The sequence below is a fragment of the Xenorhabdus eapokensis genome, from assembly GCF_001908105.1.
Genome location: NZ_MKGQ01000004.1, coordinates 95,697 through 118,463 on the forward strand (window position 1 = coordinate 95,697; position 22,767 = coordinate 118,463).

The window sequence follows — 22,767 nt, forward strand, 5'->3', positions numbered from 1 at the left end:
TAATGTTTATCTCTCTGTTGAATAAAATTCAACAATATAAAAATGCCGTAATCAATTAATTCTGGTAAAGTTTTAACAATATACAAGCAACATATAATCATAAAACTTATGGATATACAGGAGAGAACCTTGCCAAATTCAGCCAATGAAAAACAACCTGTTTCTGCACCAGATGCCATACCGGGTAGAGCCACTCCATTAACCATATCACCCTACCATGTCATCACACAGCATGCGATAGAGAACATTCCTGAAAATATGGAAATTGCCTATGTTGGAATGGGATGTTTCTGGGGCGTGGAGCGCCTTTTCTGGCAACAGGAAGGCATTTACACCACCTCCGTGGGTTACAGCGGCGGCACTACGCCAAACCCAACTTATGAAGAAGTGTGTACAGGCTTAACCGGCCATGCGGAAATCGTCAGGATCGTATTTGACCCGACTAAAATAACCTATTCACAATTACTCACTCTGTTCTGGGAAAATCACGATCCTGCCCAAGGTATGCGTCAACATGGCGATATTGGTACGCAATACCGTTCTGTCCTGTACACGGTTTCACCACAACAGTATGAACAAGCAATTGCCAGCCGAGACCAATACCAGCAAGCGATGGCGCAAAATGGCGACCAACGCACTATCACGACGGAAATTCGCAAAGCCGAGCCATTTTATTTTGCCGAGGACTATCATCAGCAATATCTCTACAAAAACCCTGAAGGGTATTGTGGCTTAGGTGGTACTGGGATCTGCTTTCCGCCGACACTTAGAAATTAGAAAATAGCTGATTGAGTTAGCCCAACGGTATGATTGTTGGGCTAATTACCTGAAATACATCAATCAGCATCTATCCCCCAACCAGTAACAAACCTTGACCTGTATTATATTTATACAAATTTTCTCCAAAAAGTGAAATTTTCCTATTGAGTTAATTTCTCCTTCTGTGTATATTTTGAGCAGGAGGAATTAGAATGTTTGATGTGATAACCCACCCAGATGCACTGTTAGAGTTAAAACAGTTACCGGATGAGCTACGAGGTCGGATGTTTAGATTAATAGAGCGTCTGCGAATGGATGGTAACCAGCTAAAAATGCCCCATAGCAAGGTTATTGGTGGTGGCCTATTCGAATTGAGAATAGGAGATAAAAACATTGCCAGAACCCTATACGCATTTGAAATAGACCAGAGAATTTATCTACTCCATGCATTTGTGAAGAAAACGCAAAAAACACCTACTGGTACGATAGAAATAGCCAGAAAACGGCTGAAGGAGATGAACAAATGAACGGTATTGATTTTGAACAACTGAAATCAGAAATGTTAAACACCCCAGAAGCTATCCAGGCATATAACGACGCAGACAGAGAGCTAGGTATTATAGAGTTGCTATACCAAATGCGGGTAAACGCGGGTTTGTCTAAATCAGAATTGGCCAAGAAATTGGGCGTTTCACCCTCTGCCATTACTCGGCTGGAAGGAAATCCGATGGGGGCTAGCATAAGAACCCTCTCCCGATATGCTAATGCCTGCGGTGCCAATATCAATATTAAATTGAGTTATTGATAACCCACAATCCAAAAACGGCCACAAGGCCGTTTATTATACTAATGTTATGTATTGATTTTATTACCATTAGTCGATAGGCAATTACAAACAATCATCCCATTTCGGTCTGTAAGCGCAATACTTGCTGGTTAATTTCACTCATTACATGGAAATGACGTTTATCTTTGATTTTCGGGGGTAAAATCTTTCCATAATTAAATTCAAAAGCGCCCATGTCCTTAATATATAAACGCCCACGAAATAAGGTTTTTACGTAGAGAGCAATTTTCACTGGGTTATAATGGCGAAAGATTTTCATCTCTGTTTTTCCTCCCATGCTTCTTACGATACTATTTTTTTACGTAATATTTATTGCATAACATTGGTGACTCAATGCATCAGAAAACCCACCTCCTGTTATGCCAACTGTATAGACTACGTATATGGAAATTTGTTCCCCTCAATATTAAGATTCAATCTCTGCTTTAATGTAACATAATGATATTAATGAATATTATATTAAATCCCCCTTTTATTTACTTATACCGCAACCAAATGTTATCAAATTGTTTATTTTATTGAGGACAGACCAGTTAACAAGCGCTATGCTGAATATGTCATTCCCTGATAACATGCCATACCATGATAAATAAGGAATAAATATGTTAAAAAACAACTTGTTAACAAGAATCGTATTATCTGCAATATTGAGTATAACGCCCATATTTGCACTCGCTCATAATATTGCCTTAGAACAACCTGTTCCCGCTATTAGTGTGACAGATAAAGGTGAGCTGTTGCTAAACGATGGTAAGTTCAGCTACCAAAATTGGAGCAGTATTGAACTTTCGGGAAAAGTCAGAACAATCCAGCATATTGCCGGTCGTAGTTCCGCAAAAGAGATGAATGATCCCTTGATTCAAGCATTGAAGAATGCTGGTTTACCTAAGGATAAGTATCAAACCACCAGCATCGTGAATACCGATGAGGCTATTTTTGGTACGGGCGTTTTTGTTCGCAATAGTCTCGAAGACAGCAAAAAACAGTTCCCGTGGTCACAATTCATTGTCGATAGTAATGGGTTGGTTAAAAAGGCTTGGGGACTGGAACCTAAAAGTTCGGCAATCATTGTGCTGGGTAAAGGCGGTAAGGTGAAATTCGTCAAAGATGGCAAATTAAGTAACGAAGAAATTACGCACGTTATCAGCCTCATTAAAGAAGAATTGGAAAAATAGCCTATTCAATGCCGTACAGTGATAATGGTTCCCATTGTGAGCCATTATCACCTTAATATATCGCTCCAGCATCAAAAAACCCTGACCCTAAATCCTGGATTCAGGAAAGATTCACGCGGTGTGTAATCTAATGCCTTCCCTTGCCAATCCGTCACATGCGCTCCCGCAGCAACAGCAATGGCATGACCAGCTCCCGTATCCCAGATGTTGGTCGGACCAAAACGTGGGTAAAGTTGGGCTTTTCCCTCCGCAACCATGCAAAATTTAAGTGAAGAGCCGACCGCAAGTGTATCGTGTACCCCTAGCTGGGAAAGATAGTCTTGTAACTCCTCATCATCCTTGTGAGAACGACTGACAACCACGACTGGCGGCTTCGCAGCCATAATTTTAATGGGAAGCATCTGACCATTAGCTTCTTTCCACGCCTGACGCCCTTGCCCTGAATATAAGACATTCTGTACCGGGACATAGATAACGCCCATCACAGGGACACCTTGTTCTACCAGTGCAATATTGACCGTAAACTCGCCATTGCGACGAATAAACTCTTTCGTACCATCCAATGGGTCAACCAGCCAATAACGCTGCCAATTTTTCCACTCTTCCCATGTTGGAGGTTCTTCTTCTGATAACAGCGGGATATCAGGTGCAATATGCAACAATCCTGCTTTAATGATCTTATGGGCGGCAATATCCGCGGCAGTAACGGGTGAATCATCCATTTTATGCTTTACTTGCAACGGTTGTTCAGCCTGATAGACCTCCATGATCGCCGCGCCTGCTTCCCGTGCCAATTGGCAGATCTGTTGTAGCATCATACACCTCTGCATTTGTTGTTTGGCGATACCACTTGAAGCACCATTTTAAACGCATTTTTTACCGGAATGGCGAATATTTTATGCTGCCATATTCCCAAATACACCTAAAAAAATAGCCGGCTAACCGGCTATTTAATAAGTTACAGAATTTCCAATAATTCTACTTCGAAAATCAGCGTGCTATAAGGAGGAATGGATGCTCCTGCCCCACGCTCACCATAAGCCAGATTGTGAGGAATATAAAGTTCCCATTTGGAACCGACTGGCATTAAGGTCAACGCTTCAATCCAACCTGGGATCACGCCGCTAACAGGGAATTCTGCTGGTGTACCACGCTGTACTGAACTATCGAATACAGTGCCATCGATCAGGCGACCCGTATAGTGAACACGAACACGGTCGGTACGAGCTGGGATCGCGCCATCACCTTGCGTCAGAACAGAAAATTGCAGACCAGACTCAGTGCTGCTTACGCCTTCACGTTGAATGTTCTCTGCCAGAAATTTTTTACCTTCTTCTGCCATCGTTTGCTGACGTTCACGACGAACGCTATCAGCACGTTCATGTATCTCACGTAGCGCACGATGCAGTTCTTCTACCGGAATAGCAGGAGAACAGCTTTCCAGTGCATCACACAATCCTGCCAACAAGGCTTCTGGTTCTAACCCTTGTAAACCAGATTCCTGTAATTGTTGCCCAACCTGCAAACCAATACCGTAACTTGCCCGCGCTTCAATAGACTCAAAAGAAGGTTTTGTCATGAAAATACCTGTTATTAAATGAGTGAAGGCTCAAGCATAACAGCACTGTCCGGATGGGTAAACGCGTGAAAGTGGGTAATAATAATGTAAGGCACCAATTCTTGAAGTATAACTGCTACCAGGCCTTATGTTTGGGGGCATGTTTTTACGACACAAAACAAAAAACGCTGGCAATGCCAGCGTTTTTTGTCACATGTTCTTCAGCTAATCAGCGATTAAGCTTCTGGAACGATGTTAACGTTCAAATGTGCGAACACATCGCTGTGTACCTGGAAGTGAACTTCGTGTTCACCAACAGTACGCAGAACGCCGTTAGGCAGGCGAACTTCGCTCTTAGATACTTCAACGCCAGCAGCAGTCACTGCATCAGCGATGTCACGAGTACCGATAGAACCGAACAGTTTACCTTCGTCACCCGCTTTAGAAGCGATAGTGACAGAACCCAGTGCATTGATCTTCTCTGCACGAGCTTCTGCTGCTGCCAGAACGTCAGCCAGTTTAGCTTCCAGTTCTGCACGACGAGCTTCGAAGAATTCGATGTTTTTCTTAGTTGCAGGAACAGCTTTGCCCTGTGGTACTAAGAAGTTACGGGCATAACCCGCTTTAACGTTAACTTGGTCACCCAGGCTACCCAGGTTAGCTACTTTATCAAGCAGAATAATTTGCATTACCTTATCCTCTCAAAGTCGTTAATGGACTGAACCTATTACTGATGGCGATCAGTGTAAGGCAACAGAGACAGGTAGCGCGCACGCTTGATAGCACGAGCGAGCTGACGCTGGTATTTTGCACGAGTGCCAGTAATACGGCTTGGTACAATTTTACCGCTTTCGGTAATGTAGTTTTTCAGCGTAGCAATATCTTTATAATCGATCTCTTGTACGCCTTCCGCGGTGAAGCGGCAGAACTTGCGACGACGGAAATAACGTGCCATTTGGCTAGTCTCCAGAATCTATCAATTCAATCTGCTCGGCATGTAGAACCAGTTTGCTAAGACCATTGCGCCCATAATGGGAATTAATGAATCCTGAAACCGTTATTCGACTGCCGACCGTTATACTGTGAGTATATTTCTGTAACAACTGTCCGCTGGCAATAACGGGCATTCTGCACCATGATTGCCGGCTAAATCCGGCTTCCTGCTGCTGTGAACGATGTTCAAGCACAAACTGACAATGTGGAATACCAGATGGACTGACTTTTCGTATCGGTGCCTTGCACACTGTGCCTAAGAGCACCAAACGATTAGTTGTCACGGTAATTACTCTTCAGAATCCCCAGCTTCATCAGCATCATCAATCAGGTCTTCTTCCAAGACCAGATCACGGCTGCGACGTTCGTCTTTAGCCTTAACCATTGGTGATGCTTCAGTTACTGCGTGCTTAACGCGCATAACCATGCTGCGGATAACGGCGTCGTTGAAGCGGAAGTTAGTTTCCAGCTCATCAATCGCTTCTTGTGGCGCTTCAACGTTCATCAGAACGTAGTGAGCCTTGTGCAGTTTGTTGATTGGGTAAGCCAGTTGACGACGACCCCAGTCTTCCAGACGGTGAATCTGACCTTGCGCGTTAGCGATAGTCGCACTGTAACGCTCGATCATGCCCGGAACTTGTTCGCTTTGGTCAGGATGGACCATAAAAACGATTTCGTAATGACGCATTGATTGCTCCTTACGGATTATTCAGCCTCCTGTCAGGGTCAGCCGTGGCCCATGGAGGCAAGGAACGTGTTTAGTACGGCTGAAAAATCGACGCGTCACTATACCCGTACAATACAAAAAACTCAATAAAGAATTACCGGAATAAAGAATTACCGGACGCTTCTCTGGCGTACAATTTCAAACAAGCATACCCCTGTTGCAACCGATACATTCAAAGAAGAGACTGACCCCGCCATAGGAATACTGATCAATTCATCACAATGTTCGCGGGTCAATCGGCGCATACCTTCTCCTTCCGCCCCCATCACCAAAGCCATCGGACCAGTCAACTTGCTTTCGTATACAGAATGCGTGGCTTCACCTGCGGTTCCGACAATCCAGATATTGTGTTCTTGCAGTAAACGCAGTGTCCGGGCAAGGTTAGTAACACGGATCAGCGGTACACTTTCTGCCGCACCACAGGCTACTTTTTTCGCCGTTGCACTCAATTGGGCAGAACGATCACGAGGGACAATAATTGCATCACCCCCCGCCGCATCCGCTGTACGCAGGCAGGCGCCCAGATTATGTGGATCGGTGACACCATCCAATACCAGCAGAAATGGCCGCTCCAGCCGAGATAACAAATCCGGTAGATCATTTTCCTGATACTGACGCCCTGGCTTGACGCGTGCAATAATCCCTTGATGGACGGCACCTTCTGTTTGGGCATCCAACCATTGGCGATTAGCGATTTGTACCGCAATACCGATACTTTCCAGCTCCTGCAATAACGGGGTTAAACGGCGATCTTCACGCCCTTTCAGCACATAAACTTCCATGAAACGTTGTGGATCGCGCTCCAGCAAGGCTTTAACGGCATGGATACCGTAAATAATTTCACTCATGACTGACTGATACCTAACTCACTGATATCTTTAAGATACCGAAAAATAGCGGGCGGCAAAATCCGCCCTGTTTGATGATTGTATGGATTAATTTTTACCAGCGATTAGCTTGCGGGTTTTTTCGCGCGCTTCGCTTTTAGTTTTGCTGCAATTTTTTTAGTCTTGCTTGATGGTTTTTTCTTATTGCCTGGCTTAGGTTTTTCCGTACTTTTCTTTTTACGAAAGGCGCTATCTGGCTCAAAATTGGCGGACTTTTTATGATCACGGCCTTTTTTACCATTTTTACGCTCTGGCGTATCTTTTTTCGCCTTATCTCGTGCCGTCTTCCCCTGATTACGCGCTTTGCGGGTTGTGGAAAGTAAGGTGAAATCAATATTGCGTTCATCCATATGAACCGCTTCCACGCGGATCTCTACTTCATCACCGAGACGATAAGTTTTCCCTGAAGACTCACCAATCAAGCGCTGGCCGACATTATCATAGCGATAATAATCGTTATCCAACGTCGAAATATGCACCAAGCCGTCAATAAACAGATCATTTAAGCGGACAAAGAAACCAAAACCTGTCACGCTGGTAATTAGTCCGGTGAAAACATTACCCACCTGATCTTGCATGAAATCACATTTCAGCCAGTCTGCCACATCCCTTGTCGCTTCGTCAGCACGGCGCTCAGTCATGGAACAGTGGTCACCCAATTGCAGCATCTGTTCCATATCGTTGTGCCAACCTCCTGTTGGCGTTCCGCGATGTTCAACGGCACCTTTTTCTTGCTCTTGTGCCAGTAAGTGTTTGATCGCCCGATGCAGAGCCAGATCAGGGTAGCGGCGGATTGGCGAAGTGAAGTGAGAATAAGAGCGCAATGCCAAACCAAAGTGTCCCCGATTCTCCGGCTCATAGATCGCCTGCTTCATAGAGCGCAACAGCATCGTTTGCAGTAATTCGCGATCGGGTCGATCAGCGACTTGTTTCATCAATTGCGCATAATCTTTCGGTTCTGGCGTCATGCCACCCAACAAGCTCAATCCCAACTCATTGAAGACTGAACGCAGGTTCAGGATACTCTCTTCCCTTGGTCTATCATGGATGCGATATAACGCTGGCTCATGGTGTTTTTCAATAAAGCGAGCGGCGGCAATGTTCGCCAGAATCATACACTCTTCGATAAGTTTATGCGCTTCGTTGCGTACAACGGGTTCTATGCGATCAATGCGACGCTCTGCATTAAAAATAAATTTAGCTTCTTCCGATTCAAACGCAATAGCGCCACGCTGTTCACGTGCCTGTTCCAGTGCCTGGTAAAGTTCATGCAGATGTTCAATATGTTGCACCAGCGGCTTGTAGTGCTCACGCAACTCTTGATCACCCTGTAAAATTTTCCAGACTTTGGTATAGGTTAAACGGGCATGTGAATTCATCACCGCTTCATAAAACTTGTAGGAAGAGAGTTTGCCTTGGGCGGAAACGGTCATTTCACACACCATACATAGGCGATCAACTTCTGGATTGAGGGAGCACAATCCATTAGACAGCACTTCCGGCAGCATAGGGACGACTTGAGACGGGAAATAAACCGAGTTTCCACGGCTGCGTGCTTCAATATCCAAAGCTGTTTGCGGGCGAACATAGTAGCTAACATCAGCAATCGCTACCCACAATCGCCAACCACCACCCCGTTTTCTTTCGCAATACACCGCATCATCAAAGTCTCGTGCATCTTCGCCGTCAATTGTCACCAATGGCAACGCGCGTAAATCTACCCGATCTTGCTTAGCTGATTCCGGTACATGTTCATCCAAACCAGCGATCTGTTTTTCTACCAATGGCGGCCAGCTATGTGGGATTTCATGGGTACGCAGCGCAATCTCAACCGCCATGTTTGTTCCCATGCTCTCACCCAGCACTTCAACAATTTTGCCGATGGCTTTAGTCCGGCGGGTCGGGCGATTTGTCAATTCAACCACCACGACGTTACCCATTCTTGCCCCGCAAGTTGCTTCTTTTGGGATCAATATATCGAAACAGAGGCGGCTATCGTCAGGGACGACAAATCCCATGCCCGCATCCATAAAATACCGGCCAACAATCTGGCTACTCTTTGGCTCTAAAACCCGCACGATACGCACTTCAATGCGACCTCTTCTGTCTGGTCGCAAGGGTTGTGCCAGTACTACATCACCGTGGATCGCCATTTTCATCTGATCGGCTGGCAGGAAATAATCTTCTTTGTGGCCTTCCACACGTAGAAAACCATAGCCATCACGGTGCCCAATCACCGTACCTTTCAATAAATCCAGCCGCTCTGGCAACGCGTAACATTGCCGGCGGGTAAAAACCAACTGTCCATCACGTTCCATTGCCCGTAAACGACGGCGTAGTGCTTCCAGGGCATCTGGAGTGGTTAACTGAAGTTCCTGTGCTAATTCCTGACGGCTTACCGGAGTGGCGTGTTTAGAAATGATATCCAAGATGTATTCACGGCTTGGGATAGGAGATTCGTATTTTGCAGCCTCTCGTTCCTGAAAAGGATCTTTTGACATCGTCATTCCTCTATTGTCATCAGCAAGCTGTTTATCCCCTTGCTTCATTTAACTAAAAGTAATTGATAAAGGGGACGATTGTCTTTGACCATATCGGCCACAGTATGTTTATCCAACTCTTCCAAAAAATTTTCTACCGCTTGATTCAAGACTGACTTTAAGCGACATGCAGGCGTGATTTGACAGGCACTACAATCAACCAATGACAGAGGCTCCAATGAGCGAACCACATCACCAATTCTGATCTCGTTGGCAGGTTTCCCTAAACTGATGCCGCCATTTTTTCCCCTGACAGCATTCACTAACCCTAAATGACTCAGTTGGTTGATGATCTTTACCATATGGTTACGTGAGACACCATAAACTTTAGTGACTTCTGTAATACTCGTCATTTGGCCTGCTGGTAGAGAGGCCATATAAATCAAGGCACGTAATCCATAATCAGTAAAACTGGTTAACTGCACGCTCACCTCTGAGAGACTGAATATAACGGAGCTTATTTGGCACCAAAAATAATATATGTTTATTGGTTTTCGTTAGTTGATCATCATTATGTGGGTATTTTGAAAATTAAGCAAAACCGGAAAAAACAAAAACCGGGCAATAAGCCCGGTTATGTGCGCCGAAAAGATCGATCTATCGATTAAGCGTCAAAGGGATCACGCAGGATCATGGTTTCTGCACGATCTGGGCCTGTAGAAATAATATCAACAGGAACACCTGTCAGCTCTTCTACACGTTTGATGTAGTTCAGTGCTGCTTGTGGCAATTGGCTGTGATCTTTCACGCCAAAAGTGCTTTCATCCCAACCAGGCAGGGTTTCATAGACGGCTTCAAGACCTTCCCAGTTTTCTGCGGCCAGTGGTGTCGTATCAATGACAGAGCCATCAGGCAGGCGATAACCAACACAGATTTTCACCTCTTTCAGGCCATCCAACACGTCCAGTTTAGTCATGCAGAAGCCAGACAGGGAGTTGATTTGGATCGCGCGACGAATAGCAACAATATCCAACCAGCCAGTACGACGGCTACGGCCTGTCGTCGCACCAAACTCCTGACCTTTCTGACGCAGGTATTCACCTGTTTCATCAAACAGCTCAGTTGGGAATGGACCAGCCCCTACACGGGTAGAGTAAGCCTTGATGATACCCAGGACATAGTCAACATAGCGTGGACCCAGGCCAGAACCCGTTGCAACGCCACCCGCAGTAGTGTTGGAAGAAGTCACATAAGGATAAGTACCGTGGTCGATATCCAGCAGAGTTCCCTGTGCCCCTTCGAACATGACCAATTCACCTTTCTGGGTTGCTTTGTACAGCAAGTCAGAAACGTCAACTACCATGCCAGTCAGGATATCGGCAACAGCCAAAATGTCATCTAAGGTTTTCTGGTAATCAACGGCAGGTTCTTTGTAGTAGTTAACTAGCTGGAAGTTGTGGTATTCGATGATTTCTTTCAGTTTGACAGCAAAAGCTTCTTTATCAAACAGATCACCAACACGCAAACCACGACGTGCGACTTTGTCTTCGTATGCAGGACCAATACCACGGCCTGTTGTGCCAATCGCTTTGGCACCACGCGCTTTTTCGCGGGCGTTATCCAATGCAACATGGTAAGGCAGGATCAGCGGACAAGCTTCAGAAATAAGCAGGCGCTCACGTACAGGAATCCCACGTGATTCAAGCTCTTTCATCTCTTTCATCAAAGCATCTGGTGCTAAAACGACCCCATTTGCGATAATGCTAATGACATTTTCACGTAAGATCCCGGATGGGATTAAGTGGAGAACGGTTTTTTCACCGTTGATGACTAGTGTATGGCCTGCGTTATGGCCCCCTTGATAACGAACTACGTATTTAGCTCGTTCAGTCAGCAAGTCGACGATTTTACCCTTGCCCTCGTCACCCCATTGGGTGCCCAATACGACAACGTTCTTACCCATTTCAAAAGTTCACTCGGTTGCTTAAAAATGGATTCTACCATCTCATTTAGCACCTTTCAGTATTTTTTGTTACTTCCTGTTATTTCGTTTAATTATATAAACATAAATATAAGCAACTTTTTTGTAATAATAGCGGTATATAAAAAAGCCACTGTCGTTTTTTTACAGTGGCTTACAGTAAGTTAAAAGGATTTTACTTCACAGGGGCTTTCATATAACGGAAGAAGTCAGTATCTGGACTGAGTACCATTACATCATTACCGTTATTCTTGAAGCTCTTCTCGTAAGCACGCAAGCTACGGATAAACGCATAGAACTCAGGATCTTGGTTAAATGCATCCGCAAATAGTTTAGTGGCTTCCGCATCACCTTCACCACGTAATACCAATGCTTGGCTCTGTGCTTCTGCCCTGATTTCAGTTGCTGTTTTATCAGCAGCAGCCCGGATCTTTTCTGCTTCTTCCGAACCTTCTGAACGCAGGAGACGTGCTTCTGCTTCACGATCAGCACGCATACGCTGGTAAATAGCTTCTGAAATTTCCTGTGGCAAGTTGATCTGTTTGATACGAACGTCAACAACTTCAATACCTAACGCAGCCATGCTGTTTGGATTAATAGCTGGTTGCTTGCCTTTGGTCTCTTTTTCTACCAAGGCCGCGGCAGAGGCAATCGCATTATCGACATCGGTTGCATCATCTTCTTCGTGGGTTCCCCGATTCAGAGCATCACGCACATCGGTAGTTAAACGACCACGGGAATCAGTCACAATACCGCGTACATCAAGGCGACCAATTTCAGAACGCAAACGGTCACTGAATTTACGTCTCAGCATCATTTCAGCTCGGTTAATATCACCGTTACCGGTTGCCAGATAGTAACGACTGAAATCATTAATGCGCCATTTTAAGTAAGAATCGACGATCAAGTCTTTATTTTCACGTGTCAAGAAACGGTCTGCCTTGATATCCATCGTTTGGATACGGGCATCAAGGGTTTTAACGGTTTCCATAAACGGAATTTTGAAATGCAGACCCGGCTCATAAATGATTGGCTTATTCTCTGCATCACGTACAACCTTACTAAAACGCAACACAATGCCACGTTCGCCTTCTTTGACAGTAAAGATTGATGAATAGAGAACAACCAATACCGCAATAATCGCAACAATAAATGAATTACGCATGATTATGGTCTCCCTATTCTGACCGTATCACCGCGCGGGTTATCGCTACCACCATAAGTGTTAGATTCCCGTTGTGGCGGAGATTGATTCTGACGAATCATCTTTTGTGCTGCTGTGTTACTGGACGTATTTTGCTCAACTCGTGCCTGATCTTTCATCATTTGATCTAACGGCAATAACAGCATGTTATTACTCTTCTCGTTTGCAATGATTTTACGTGTATTGCTCAACACACGTTCCATCGTTTCGATATACAGACGTTCGCGAGTAATTTCTGGCGCTGCTTTATATTCAGGCAAGATTTTGGCAAAACTCGCCACTTCACCCTTAGCATTCAATATTGCGCTAACTTTATAGGCTTTGGCATCTTCGATAATACGCTGTGCTTCACCTTTCGCTTTAGGTAATACTTCGTTCTCGTAAGCTCTGGCTTCGCGAATGGTTTGCTGCTTCTGTTCACGCGCTGCGATCACATCATCAAATGCAGCCTTAACTTCTTCTGGTGGACGAGCAGCCTGGAAGTTTACATCGACCACAGTAATACCCATATTGTATGGACGGATAGTCTCTTCCAATACTTTCTGAGTATCATTACGGACAATAGTACGCCCTTCCGTCAGGTTTGTTTCCATCGAATATTTGCCAACAACACCGCGCACGGCACTGTCTGTAGCCTGACGCAGGCTATCATCAGGATTAGTAACACTGAAGAGATAAGCTGCTGGATCAGTAACACGGTATTGAACGTTCATTTCAGCCAATACCACGTTTTCATCTGAAGTCAGCATGGCACCCGTCGTTGCCAAATCGCGAACAGATTCAACGTTAACCGCTCTGACCTGATCGATGAACGTCATTTTCCAGTTCAAACCAGGCTGTACAACATGATTAAACTTACCAAATCGAGTTACTACACCACGCTCTGTTTCTTTAATCGTATAGAAACCACTGACAACCCAAACAGCAATTGCAGCAGCAGCGGCAAGACCAATAAGACGCCCGCCAAATTTAGGGTTCTGCTCAGAACCATTTCCACCTTTGTTTCCACCGAGACCACCGAGTTTTTGACTCAGTTTACGGAACAGATCGTCGAGATCAGTTGCCCCACGGTTACGACCACCTTTATTGTTGCCGCCGGAGTTGCCGCCATTATTATTGCTGCTTCCCCACGGGTCGCGGTCCTGTCCGTTATTACCGGGCTGATTCCACGCCATGTTTTAGCTCCACTTTCTAGTTTTTACTGGTTTTTCAGAGGTGACTGCTCTCCACCCAGATGGGTGAGGCTTCCCACTTCACAGGCCGTTATCGGTCCCTGACAGGTTTGACAGCGGCCTCCGTGGGCAGAAACGACGAACTTCATCGTTTTTGTAAGCAACCAATATTATTGGGTGATAACTTTTGACAGTGCTAATCCTGTCACTGCAATTCTGGCACAGTCATTTCATCACCGCCATTTCATCTCTGCTACTCCATGACTATAAGCACCTTGAAATGACGGGTAAAATGATACCTTGTTTGTTGTCTTGCGCCAATCAATCAGACAACATAGTCGGGTAATTTTGGTTCTTGTTTACACAGACGACGCCAATCAACCATTGGCATCCTGACTTCAACACCAACCTGGCCATTTTCTTCCATCCATTCGCGCTCGATGGCCTGAAGCTGATAAAAACGACTGCGCAGACGCCCTGCTTCAGGTGGAAGGTGCAATTTATAGTGCGCAATCTCACCTGAAAGATGCTCAGTCAACGCTTGCAATAACAGAGGAATTCCTTCGCCAGTTTGTGCAGACAACCAAACTCTGACCGGACGATTTTCATCATCACGATCAATGCGGGGAATAAAATCTTCCAACATATCGATTTTATTCATTACCATCAGCGAAGGGATTTCATTGGATTCAATCTCTTCAAGAACACTGTCAACCGCGATAATGTTTTCATCGAAGCGAGGGTCTGCCGCATCAACAACATGCAGCAATAATCTCGCTTGCCGAGTTTCCTGCAAAGTCGCCTTGAACGCTGCCACCAAATCATGGGGTAAGTGGCGGATAAAACCGACTGTATCAGCCAAAACAACCGTACCAACATCATCCACCTCTATTCGGCGCAGTGTCGGGTCCAGAGTGGCAAAAAGCTGGTCAGCCGCATAAACTCCGGCAGAAGTTATTTTATTGAATAAACTGGACTTTCCGGCATTGGTGTAACCAACAAAAGAAACCGTTGGGATATCGGCTTTATTACGTGCCTGGCGCCCCTGTTCACGCTGCTTTTCAACTTTGTTAAGGCGTCCCAAAATCTGTTTGATTTTGTCTCGCAGCATGCGGCGGTCACTTTCCAACTGGGTTTCCCCAGGCCCACGCAGCCCGATCCCCCCTTTTTGGCGTTCAAGGTGAGTCCAGCCCCGAACCAGACGGGTGGACAGGTGACGCAATTGTGCCAACTCGACTTGTAACTTACCTTCGTGCGTCCTTGCCCGCTGGGCAAAAATATCCAGAATCACCCCCGTGCGATCAACGACACGGCATTGGCACAAGCGTTCAAGATTACGTTCCTGAGCAGGGCTGAGGGCATGGTTAAACAACACCACATCTGCACCACTGTTTTTGACAGCTTCAGCAATTTCCTCTGCCTTACCCTCTCCGACAAAATATTTCGGATGAGGTGCCTTTCGGCTTCCCGTTACAATCTGCACAGGAGAAACACCTGCGGAAGTTACCAATGACTCGAATTCACTGAGATTTTCCGTATCTTTTTCCTGTGAGAAGAAAACATGCACCAGAACGGCTAATTCTCCGCCTTCATAACGATCAAACAACGGTGCAACCCCTCAGGCTGAGTAAAAATCCAATAGGAAAAAACATAGGTAAAGTCTCCCTACCTATGTTTTTATTTTTATAGGCACGGCTGCTGATTTACTCAGCGCCATCACTTTCCTGTTGTACTGCTGGGTTAGTGCCAGCATGATAATTTCCAACGCCAGTCGGCACATTCTGGTTGTTACCATGATGAGACACTGGACGGGAAGGCACAACAGTAGAGATGGCATGTTTATAAACCATCTGGCTAACCGTGTTCTTCAGTAAAATGACAAATTGGTCAAAAGATTCAATCTGACCTTGCAATTTGATGCCGTTAACCAAATAAATAGAAACCGGGACCCTTTCACGCCGTAAAGCGTTCAGGAATGGATCTTGCAAAGATTGCCCCTTAGCCATTCTATATTTTCCTTATTTGTTGTTTTTAACTAAGAACCGATTGGTTCGAAAAAGTAACTACTCAAAAATGACACTTGGTACTGATCACTGATACTGATCAATTGTACACAATCAATGAATTTATGTACTAATAACCTGCATGACTGTGTTTAGGTTTTGTTTAGGTTGATCGCTATCCAACCAGGTCACATTGTCCCAACTCCTGAGCCACGTAATCTGACGCTTCGCCAATTGGCGTGTCGCACAGATACCGCGATAAACCATCTCATCATGAGAAATTTCGCCCGCGAGATAAGACCACATCTGACGATAACCAACACAACGAATGGAGGGTAAATCTATATGCAAATCACTACGAGCATAAAGCGCTTTCACTTCATCTTCAAACCCTGATTTGATCATTTGTTCAAAACGGGCTGCGATACGTTGATGTAAAATTTCACGACTTGCCGGCGCGATCGCAAATTGATGAACTCGATAAGGCAATATTTCTCCAGACGTTTCAGTCAACTCAGTTAGAGTTTTACCCGAAATTCGAAAAACTTCCAGTGCACGAGTAAGACGTTGTGGATCATTAGGATGAATCCTTGCCGCAGAAACGGGATCAATTTCCTGTAATTGTCGATGTAACACGTCCCATCCCAGCTCCGCGGCCTGCTGTTCGATCTGGGCTCTAATCTCAGGATCTGCGGAAGGCAAAGGCGATAATCCTTCCAACAATGCTTTGAAATATAGCATGGTTCCACCCACCAGGAGCGGAATTCTCCCAGCCGCCGTGATTTCTGCCATTTCTTTCAATGCATCACGGCGAAAATCAGCAGCAGAATAGACGGCCGCAGGATCAAGAATATCGATCAAACGATGAGGTGCCAGCGCCTGCTCTTGGGCGGAAGGTTTTGCTGTCCCAATATCCATCCCACGATAAATCAACGCAGAATCGACACTGATTAATTCAACCGGAAGATGCTGGCGCAAGGCGATCGATAACGCCGTTTTCCCTGACGCCGTCGGCCCCATGATAAAAATGGCTGTCGGCAGATGTTGAGTTTTTAAATCACTCATGATTAAGAAGTGCCACCACTGCTTGTAAATCAATTAATTGTAATAACCCATCCGGCGGCGATCCCACCAGTTGAGGGCAAAGGCGTTCAACATCAGCCAAAAGCTGGACAGCTTGCGCGATGTTCCACGTTTCATGCTCGCTACCCACGTGACGAGAAAGCCAACTGGCAACCTGCTCAACAGAAGCCGCTGACTGTTCCCCAAGATAGCCCAACAGTTCCGGCAAGAGTTTCGGCAGGTTCTGTTGACGCAGAGGCAACGATACCGCATGAATGGTTACTTTTCCATGTGCGACTGTCGATTCAATGCCAAAAGTCTTTAATAAATCACCATTCTGCTTCAAAACACTCATTTCTGCCTGATTGAGAGCCAGTTTCAGCGGGATCAATAATGGCTGGGATTTAAGTCCCTGTTCTCCAGGAGTCAGTTGCGCTTGTTTCAGCCAGCGTTCAGCTATCGGCAGGGCAAGCAGCCCGATTCCCGACGGGGATTCGATCAAGGCGTAGCAACCTGCATAGATACACAATACTTTGCCAAAAGTATATCTTTCCTGTCCCGATAGCGCAGATGTAGCGGGAGCCGACACACTTTCCCGCACGCCCCGCTCTGGAAATAAGGGGCGTTTTTCTTGCGGTGAGAACTGCATCATTTTTTGGTACAACTCCCCCTCTTTTTTCTGGTAGCTTTCCCCATGATGCATTTGCTGTGTGCCACGATCATGATGCTCATGACGTCGTGAAGGTGTCGCATCTGCTGGCTCAACACGCTGGCGGGTAAAATGGTTTTCTCCCGCAGAAGGGCGATTCTCCGGCACCCAGCTTGTCACACTCTCCTGACAGCCAAGCGCTAATTCATCCCCCGTACCGCGTTGTTTCAATACCGCGGCTACCCCCTGGTAAATAAAATCATGCACCAGGCGAGCCTGATGGAAACGTACTTCATGTTTGGCTGGATGTACATTGACATCCACCTGGCGCGGATCGATTTCGAGATACAAAACATAAGCGGGTTGTTGCTCACCCTTAATCAAATCCTGATAAGCTTGACGAATCGCATGATTAATCAGGCGATCCCGCATCATGCGTCCATTGACATAGCAATATTGAAGCTCGCTCACTGCCGTATTCACGGGATCAGCAACCCAGCCCTTAATGGACAAGGCATCATGCTGCCATGACAACGCCAGTGCCTGTTGTACAAAAGCGGTTCCACAAATGGCTGCCAAACGTCGTCCATGCTGAGACTCATCTTTAGCAGGACGGTACTGGCGCACCAATTTTCCATTGTGATTCAGGTTAATGGCGACATCCAACCGCGCTAAAGCTATCCGACGCACGACTTCATCGATATGACCAAATTCCGTTTTTTCTGTTCTCAGAAATTTTCGACGAGCAGGTGTGTTATAAAACAGATCCAACACTTCAACCGTTGTCCCCACTGGGTGAGCGGCAGGTTTTACCATGACGTTCATATCACGGCCTTCCGCATAAGATTGCCACGCTTCTGCCTGACTTTCAGGGCGGGAAGTTAATGTCAGCCTTGAAACAGAACTGATACTCGCCAAAGCTTCTCCGCGGAAGCCCATACTGACAATCGTTTCCAAATCATCCAATGACGCAATTTTACTGGTGGCATGGCGCGCCAGTGCCAGCGTCAAATCCTGTTTGCTGATCCCACAACCATTATCACGAATTCGTATCAGCTTTGCGCCACCCCGTTCAATATCAATATCAATACGGGTTGCACCGGCATCAAGGCTATTTTCCACCAACTCTTTCACTACAGAAGAAGGGCGTTCAACCACCTCACCGGCAGCAATCTGGTTTGCCAATTGTGGGGGTAATATCTTGATAGCCATAATTTGACCTTACTTACAATTCAGCGCCTATCAGACCTGTTCTGATAAGCGTATATTTGGTTACTTTGGTGCAGACTGCAATGGATTAGCCAGAAAATAGTGACGTAATCCCAAATGAATGGCCTGTGCCAGTTTTTCCTGATACTGATTAGAGCCTAACAACCCTTCTTCAGACACGTTACTGATAAAACCTGTTTCCACTAAAATGGACGGAATATCCGGCGAACGCAAAACGCCAAGACTTGCATGCTCTGGTGTGCGCTTATGCAAGGAGCCAATGCCAGATAGCTGGCGCAATACTTGCATGGCAACGTCATAACCAACCCGCTGAGAATGCCCAAATTGCAAATCCAATACGGCCTTGCTCAGATAAGGATCAGTACCATTGGCGAGAGCATCCCCCGCACCTCCCAGTAATTCCGATTGTTTTTCATGCTGTTCCAACCAATTCCCTAATTCACTGTTTGCCCGGCGGTTGGAGAGCACCCAGACAGAAGCACCTCTGGCACTGCGATTGGGAGCGGCATCGGCATGAATTGATACCAGCATATTGGCTTTATGTTTACGGGCGACTTCAGAACGCCCTGCCACAGAGATAAAATAATCGCCATTGCGCGTCAACACCGGCGTGAACATGGGATCATTGCGCAGCAGGGCTTCCAATTTACGGGCAACATTAATCGTGACATTCTTTTCTTTCAGCCCCCGTAGCCCAATCGCCCCAGGATCTTGCCCTCCATGCCCCGCATCAATAGCAACGACGATCGGGCGGGACACTCTTCCTTGCACAGATTGGGCAGCCTGTTTCCGCACACCTTGCTCACGGTGATTCGATACTGGCTGAGTTTCTTTTCCCGTAAGTTGAGCATGATTTGTAAGTAACCGCTTACTTTCATTTTGTAAGGCATGACTAGTCGATACAGATGAGTTGTTCGCCACGCCATTGGCTTTCAGTGTCATCACCACTTGTGATTTATTACCGACATTTTTCACCGCAGACGTTTTCACCGTAGATGTAGCTGTGGCCTTATGCGCCAACTCCAACACTACCCGCTGATGATTTGCATCAGGTGCCTGGCTGGAACGCACAAGTTTTACCAGATTCTGGCCGGATAAACGCATCGGTAGCCCAATAATTTTACTGGGTTGACGAATATCCACCACTAACCGTTCAGGAGAATGCAAAGGAAAAAAACGATAATCAGGATGCCCGCCAGTGAATTCCAATGTGACTACAGCCTCAGAGGGATCATTCTTCACATGAATATTCGACAGCGTAGCCGCCGATGCGGCCGTCATCACCAACTGGCTCAACATGAAAAACAAGACACAGGCCATTACCCAATAGGCACGCCATTTTTTTATCTCATTCACGAACATATTCACGGACATATTCACGAAAAAGGCATTAATCATGGTCGGGTATTCCTTCATAAGGACTTCAAATTATCCAACAGACTTTCACCATATTTAGATAACGCAACAAAACGAGCCTGCCGCCCTTCATCGTCATAACTCAGGTACAACTCAATATCTGCCTCAGGTAAAACCCCTGCACCCTGCTGAGGCCACTCAGCCAGGCAAATAGAGTCCTGCTGGAAATAATCACGGATACCCATAAATTCCAGTTCTTCCGGATCAGCCAGACGGTAAAGATCGAAATGATACACAGGACGTGGTTGTAAGGCATAAGGCTCAACTAACGTATAAGTCGGGCTTTTCACATGTCCCTGATGGCCGAGAGCTTGCAGAAAACCACGGCTGAATGTGGTTTTCCCCGCCCCAAGATCACCATATAGATAAATAACATAGCCGCGATCGCTAACTACCGCCACTGCATTACCCAATGCAACTGTGGCATCTTCATTTGGAAGTGATAAAACGAGTTCTTTCATCGAAAAGTATCTATTTTGATTTATTGAATTAGAGATTAATCAGGTAGACATATCAGTTAATAGCTTAACCGATAACCATAACATAATTCAGACATTATCATTTAATATCTTCTGTGCCACTGTAACGGCCATGAGCCGTATTTTTTGTATTCGATCCCCTCTGTGCTAAGCTAACCGCCCTTTTTCAGCAGTAATTTGTATTTCATGGCAATCCCTCTCGATCTGAATCTTCTGGCTACAAACATCAAGCAATGGGGACTTTCCCTTGGCTTCCAGCAAGTCGGCATCTGTGATACCGATTTATCAGCAGAAGAGCCAAGGCTACAGGAATGGCTTGATAAGCAATATCATGGCGAAATGGACTGGATGGTTCGTCACGGCATGATGCGCGCCCGTCCCCATGAACTTCTACCAGGGACTTTACGGGTTATCAGTGTACGCATGAATTACCTGCCTGCTAAGGCAGCGTTTGCCAGTACGCTTAACAACCCGCAAATGGGTTATATTAGCCGTTATTCGTTAGGGCGAGATTATCATAAACTGCTGCGTCAACGTCTCAAAAAACTGGGCGACAAGATCCAAGAATATTGTCACGCTCACGAATATCAGGGAGCTTTGAATTTTCGTCCTTTTGTCGATTCTGCCCCAATTATGGAACGCCCACTGGCGGAAAAAGCGGGGCTTGGTTGGGTTGGTAAACACTCACTTATATTGAATCGTGAATCGGGCTCCTGGTTTTTCCTTGGTGAATTACTGATTAACCTTCCCCTGCCCATTGATGCTCCGCAAAAGGAACAATGTGGACGCTGCGTGGCCTGCATGACAACATGTCCAACGGGTGCCATTGTTGAGCCTTACACCATTGATGCCCGACGCTGCATCTCTTATCTGACCATTGAATTGGAAGGTGTCATTCCAGAAGAATTTCGCCCACTCATGGGCAACCGGATTTATGGCTGCGATGATTGCCAACTTATTTGCCCCTGGAATCGTTTTTCTCAATTAACAGATGAAGCTGACTTTAGTCCACGTGCCGCGCTGCATACCCCTGACCTGCTAGCGTTATTTAATTGGAGCGAGGAAAAGTTTCTGCGTATCACGGAAGGTTCGCCAATTCGCCGTATTGGATATTTGCGCTGGTTACGTAACATTTCCGTCGCCTTGGGCAATGCCCCCTATCAAGATGACATCGTATTAGCGTTGGAAAAACGGTTCGGCTTAAGTGAAGTTCTAGATGAACATATCTACTGGGCGATAACCCAACAAATGGCTCGCCGGAATGCTAATGCCATCGAAGTTCAAACCTCACAACAAAAACGGTTGATAAGAGCAATAACCAAAGGCCTACCCAGGGATGCCTAATAATTAAACAGCCGAATTTCTGCTAAAAAAAGGCTTTCATTTCCTTGTGAATAAAATGAAAAGACTTTGCTGATCAACTAACAAACAGAAAATAAACATTGATCATGTTATTTTTAAATTAGGTTAATTACTTTAATTAATCAATAAGTTAAGGTTTAGCTGTTGTTGTGAATGATCATACAAAAAAACCAAACACAAAGAAGCCTCCTGTGGATAACTCTGTGCAACAAGTAGAGCATCATCAGGTGACTCGATAAGGCATAATGTTAAAAACTGTGGATAAAAATAAGAATTGAATTCTAGTAGTAAACAACCAGAAATCAGCAGCGAAGTAATAGCCCACTCACACATTCTAGACGTTAGTGAAGAAATTTTCCTCTGCCTCTTCAAAAATGAGGCGGCATTATGGACCTGTTGGAGCAGGATAGCAAGCGCTTTATCGACAATTTATTTTGGGTGGGGCTTGTAATATGTGCCAGCACTTCACGCAGATATTTTTAGGAAGGAAGATAACAGAATGGAGGAAATTGGAGCGGGAAACGAGACTCGAACTCGCGACCCCAACCTTGGCAAGGTTGTGCTCTACCAACTGAGCTATTCCCGCGTCGCTGACAGCTAATAATTTAGCTTGAGATACCCGAATGCTGATTTTGAATGCCTGTAACCTTATGAGTTATAGATAATTCTTAGAACCTGCATATCAGGAATGGGCGCCATTATGAACGTGTTCAGATAAGATGGCAAGTCCTTTGCAGTTACTGCCGTGTTAAACGCTCAAAAGATATTCGCCCCAGTTTGGCA

General features: G+C 45.7%; 24 protein-coding genes and 1 tRNA gene. 5 read left to right on the forward strand and 20 right to left on the reverse strand.

Going from position 1 to position 22,767, the window contains the following annotated elements:
* The first annotated feature begins 129 nt into the window (after positions 1 to 129).
* From msrA to Xedl_RS04730, 3 genes are all read left to right on the forward strand, one after another.
* The gene (msrA, locus tag Xedl_RS04720) at positions 130 to 777 is read left to right on the forward strand and encodes a peptide-methionine (S)-S-oxide reductase MsrA (protein WP_083600271.1); all 648 of its coding nucleotides are present in this window, start codon (positions 130 to 132) and stop codon (positions 775 to 777) included.
* Between the two features lie 194 nt (positions 778 to 971).
* Entirely contained in the window at positions 972 to 1,286 is a 315-nt protein-coding gene (locus Xedl_RS04725; protein WP_074022696.1) for a type II toxin-antitoxin system RelE/ParE family toxin, read from the forward strand.
* Complete coding sequence (locus tag Xedl_RS04730; protein WP_074022697.1) at positions 1,283 to 1,564, forward strand: helix-turn-helix domain-containing protein; 282 nt, start codon at positions 1,283 to 1,285, stop codon at positions 1,562 to 1,564. Before Xedl_RS04725 ends, Xedl_RS04730 begins: the two co-directional genes overlap by 4 nt.
* Before the next feature lie 94 nt (positions 1,565 to 1,658).
* Here the strand turns inward: Xedl_RS04730 and Xedl_RS04735 are convergent, their stop codons facing one another.
* A complete protein-coding gene (locus Xedl_RS04735; protein ID WP_074022698.1) occupies positions 1,659 to 1,865 on the reverse strand; it encodes a DUF1107 domain-containing protein in 207 nt (68 codons plus the stop codon).
* A gap of 343 nt (positions 1,866 to 2,208) precedes the next feature.
* Between Xedl_RS04735 and Xedl_RS04740 the strand changes: the two genes are divergently transcribed.
* The gene (locus tag Xedl_RS04740; RefSeq protein ID WP_074022699.1) at positions 2,209 to 2,781 is read left to right on the forward strand and encodes a YtfJ family protein; all 573 of its coding nucleotides are present in this window, start codon (positions 2,209 to 2,211) and stop codon (positions 2,779 to 2,781) included.
* Positions 2,782 to 2,852: 71 nt separating this feature from the next.
* Here the strand turns inward: Xedl_RS04740 and cysQ are convergent, their stop codons facing one another.
* The 18 genes from cysQ to tsaE form a co-directional block, all read right to left on the reverse strand.
* Positions 2,853 to 3,596, reverse strand: a complete 744-nt coding sequence (gene cysQ, locus Xedl_RS04745; RefSeq protein ID WP_074022700.1) for a 3'(2'),5'-bisphosphate nucleotidase CysQ — start codon at positions 3,594 to 3,596, stop codon at positions 2,853 to 2,855.
* 143 nt (positions 3,597 to 3,739) lie between these two features.
* Positions 3,740 to 4,360, reverse strand: a complete 621-nt coding sequence (bamJ, locus tag Xedl_RS04750; RefSeq protein ID WP_074022701.1) for a BamJ family beta-barrel-assembly machinery protein — start codon at positions 4,358 to 4,360, stop codon at positions 3,740 to 3,742.
* 215 nt (positions 4,361 to 4,575) lie between these two features.
* Complete coding sequence (gene rplI / locus Xedl_RS04755; RefSeq protein WP_074022702.1) at positions 4,576 to 5,028, reverse strand: 50S ribosomal protein L9; 453 nt, start codon at positions 5,026 to 5,028, stop codon at positions 4,576 to 4,578.
* Positions 5,029 to 5,066: 38 nt separating this feature from the next.
* Positions 5,067 to 5,294, reverse strand: a complete 228-nt coding sequence (rpsR, locus tag Xedl_RS04760) for a 30S ribosomal protein S18 (RefSeq protein WP_000135199.1) — start codon at positions 5,292 to 5,294, stop codon at positions 5,067 to 5,069.
* Positions 5,295 to 5,298: 4 nt separating this feature from the next.
* Positions 5,299 to 5,616, reverse strand: coding sequence for a primosomal replication protein N (gene priB, locus Xedl_RS04765; RefSeq protein WP_074022703.1), 318 nt, complete (start codon positions 5,614 to 5,616; stop codon positions 5,299 to 5,301).
* Between the two features lie 5 nt (positions 5,617 to 5,621).
* Positions 5,622 to 6,020, reverse strand: a complete 399-nt coding sequence (gene rpsF / locus Xedl_RS04770) for a 30S ribosomal protein S6 (protein WP_074022704.1) — start codon at positions 6,018 to 6,020, stop codon at positions 5,622 to 5,624.
* Positions 6,021 to 6,169: 149 nt separating this feature from the next.
* The gene (gene rlmB, locus Xedl_RS04775; protein WP_074022705.1) at positions 6,170 to 6,907 is read right to left on the reverse strand and encodes a 23S rRNA (guanosine(2251)-2'-O)-methyltransferase RlmB; all 738 of its coding nucleotides are present in this window, start codon (positions 6,905 to 6,907) and stop codon (positions 6,170 to 6,172) included.
* Positions 6,908 to 7,011: 104 nt separating this feature from the next.
* The gene (gene rnr, locus Xedl_RS04780) at positions 7,012 to 9,447 is read right to left on the reverse strand and encodes a ribonuclease R (protein ID WP_074022706.1); all 2,436 of its coding nucleotides are present in this window, start codon (positions 9,445 to 9,447) and stop codon (positions 7,012 to 7,014) included.
* Positions 9,448 to 9,491: 44 nt separating this feature from the next.
* Positions 9,492 to 9,911 carry a nitric oxide-sensing transcriptional repressor NsrR gene (gene nsrR / locus Xedl_RS04785; protein ID WP_074022707.1) on the reverse strand — a complete coding sequence of 140 codons (420 nt, stop codon included), beginning with the start codon at positions 9,909 to 9,911 and terminating at the stop codon, positions 9,492 to 9,494.
* A 179-nt stretch (positions 9,912 to 10,090) separates the two neighbouring features.
* Positions 10,091 to 11,389, reverse strand: coding sequence for an adenylosuccinate synthase (locus Xedl_RS04790; protein ID WP_074022708.1), 1,299 nt, complete (start codon positions 11,387 to 11,389; stop codon positions 10,091 to 10,093).
* 193 nt (positions 11,390 to 11,582) lie between these two features.
* Positions 11,583 to 12,572 carry a protease modulator HflC gene (gene hflC / locus Xedl_RS04795; protein ID WP_074022709.1) on the reverse strand — a complete coding sequence of 330 codons (990 nt, stop codon included), beginning with the start codon at positions 12,570 to 12,572 and terminating at the stop codon, positions 11,583 to 11,585.
* 2 nt (positions 12,573 to 12,574) lie between these two features.
* Positions 12,575 to 13,786, reverse strand: a complete 1,212-nt coding sequence (gene hflK, locus Xedl_RS04800) for an FtsH protease activity modulator HflK (RefSeq protein ID WP_074022710.1) — start codon at positions 13,784 to 13,786, stop codon at positions 12,575 to 12,577.
* 322 nt (positions 13,787 to 14,108) lie between these two features.
* On the reverse strand, positions 14,109 to 15,389 hold the full coding sequence (hflX, locus tag Xedl_RS04805; RefSeq protein WP_074022711.1) for a ribosome rescue GTPase HflX: 1,281 nt from the start codon (positions 15,387 to 15,389) through the stop codon (positions 14,109 to 14,111).
* 97 nt (positions 15,390 to 15,486) lie between these two features.
* Entirely contained in the window at positions 15,487 to 15,789 is a 303-nt protein-coding gene (hfq, locus tag Xedl_RS04810) for an RNA chaperone Hfq (protein WP_074021079.1), read from the reverse strand.
* A gap of 120 nt (positions 15,790 to 15,909) precedes the next feature.
* On the reverse strand, positions 15,910 to 16,851 hold the full coding sequence (gene miaA / locus Xedl_RS04815; RefSeq protein WP_074022712.1) for a tRNA (adenosine(37)-N6)-dimethylallyltransferase MiaA: 942 nt from the start codon (positions 16,849 to 16,851) through the stop codon (positions 15,910 to 15,912).
* Positions 16,844 to 18,709 carry a DNA mismatch repair endonuclease MutL gene (gene mutL / locus Xedl_RS04820; RefSeq protein ID WP_074022713.1) on the reverse strand — a complete coding sequence of 622 codons (1,866 nt, stop codon included), beginning with the start codon at positions 18,707 to 18,709 and terminating at the stop codon, positions 16,844 to 16,846. Before mutL ends, miaA begins: the two co-directional genes overlap by 8 nt.
* A 60-nt stretch (positions 18,710 to 18,769) precedes the next feature.
* The gene (gene amiB, locus Xedl_RS04825; protein ID WP_083600272.1) at positions 18,770 to 20,143 is read right to left on the reverse strand and encodes an N-acetylmuramoyl-L-alanine amidase AmiB; all 1,374 of its coding nucleotides are present in this window, start codon (positions 20,141 to 20,143) and stop codon (positions 18,770 to 18,772) included.
* On the reverse strand, positions 20,140 to 20,604 hold the full coding sequence (gene tsaE, locus Xedl_RS04830) for a tRNA (adenosine(37)-N6)-threonylcarbamoyltransferase complex ATPase subunit type 1 TsaE (protein ID WP_074022714.1): 465 nt from the start codon (positions 20,602 to 20,604) through the stop codon (positions 20,140 to 20,142). Before tsaE ends, amiB begins: the two co-directional genes overlap by 4 nt.
* Before the next feature lie 204 nt (positions 20,605 to 20,808).
* Between tsaE and queG the strand changes: the two genes are divergently transcribed.
* Positions 20,809 to 21,966, forward strand: coding sequence for a tRNA epoxyqueuosine(34) reductase QueG (gene queG, locus Xedl_RS04835; RefSeq protein ID WP_074022715.1), 1,158 nt, complete (start codon positions 20,809 to 20,811; stop codon positions 21,964 to 21,966).
* A 528-nt stretch (positions 21,967 to 22,494) separates the two neighbouring features.
* On the opposite strand, the gene Xedl_RS04845 is transcribed toward queG, so the two are convergent.
* Positions 22,495 to 22,570, reverse strand: a tRNA-Gly gene (locus Xedl_RS04845).
* Between the last annotated feature and the right edge of the window lie 197 nt (positions 22,571 to 22,767).